General features: G+C 62.2%; 1 protein-coding gene. It reads left to right on the top strand.

What is annotated here, in order from left to right; translation table 11 throughout:
• The first annotated feature begins 114 nt into the window (after positions 1-114).
• Positions 115-957: a Scr1 family TA system antitoxin-like transcriptional regulator gene (locus ACFRAR_RS38780; RefSeq protein ID WP_380705155.1), complete on the top strand. Its 843-nt coding sequence runs from the start codon at positions 115-117 to the stop codon at positions 955-957.
• Positions 958-1,014 lie beyond the last annotated feature (57 nt).

Raw genomic sequence — 1,014 nt, 5'->3', positions numbered from 1 at the left:
CGATGTGGCGACGAGTGCACCAAGGCAGAGCCCGCCACAGCCACTACCTGCGACGACTCGCTACGTGATCACGAAGTGCGGCTGGAGTACTAGGCCGCGTTAAGTCGGAGCGCCATGGTGAACATCAAGGAAATCGATCCGTCGTCCAACCCTTGGGCCCCTTTCGGCATCCAAGTCCGCAACTCCCGTAGGGCAAAAGGCCTCAAACAGCACGAACTCGCGCGCAAGTGCGGGGTCAGCGCGGCGTACGTCTCGTACGTTGAACTTGCGCGCCGACCGCCGAGTGAAAAGTTTGCTACCAAGGCCGATGAAGTCCTGGAAACGGGCGGGACTTTGATGCTGATGTGGTGGCAGCTCAAGCACACCGCACTCGTGCCGGGCTTCCCGGAGTACGCGAACCACGAGAACAGCGCGGAGCAGATCCGGCTGTTTGAAATCAACATCATCCCGGGGCTCCTACAGACCCGGAACTATGCCGCCGCCTTCGAAGCGGGGAAGGTCAGGCAAGGCACCGCCACACCAGAGGAGGCCGAGGAACGCGTCGCGTTCCGGCTGACCCGGCAGCAGTGCCTGGACCGCACGCCGCCGCCCTTTCTCCACGCGGTGATGGACGAAAGCTGTCTCAGGCGTGCTGTCGGAGGGCGCGACGTCATGATCGAGCAACTGCTCCACCTTGAACAGCTTGCCGAACTGCCGAACATGGTCCTTCAGGTCGCACCCTTCGCACTCGGCGAGAACCAGCCGTTCCTTCGCATGGTTCATCTCCTTACCATGCCCGGGCGCAGGATGCTCGGCTACAGCGAGAATGAGCATCGCGGCTTCCTTGATCAAGAGATCGAATCCGTCGCCGCTCTGGCCAGGAGCTACGATCGGCTTGTGGTCGAGGCCCTGAACCGGTCCGACTCGCTGGCCCTGATCCGCTCAGCAAGGAGAGACCTTGAATGGATGTCGACCTGACTGACGCATGCTGGCGGAAAAGTTCGTACAGCGGCGGCGGCGGAGCGTGCATCGAGG

This window comes from Kitasatospora sp. NPDC056651 (assembly GCF_042792155.1).
Lineage (GTDB): Bacteria > Actinomycetota > Actinomycetes > Streptomycetales > Streptomycetaceae > Kitasatospora.
This window is presented reverse-complemented; position numbering and strand designations above follow the sequence as displayed.

What these genes read in the sequence shown, in the direction of transcription:
- ACFRAR_RS38780 (WP_380705155.1), top strand. Translation starts at nt 115, where the DNA reads ATGGTGAACATCAAGGAAATCGATCCGTCGTCCAACCCTTGGGCCCCT.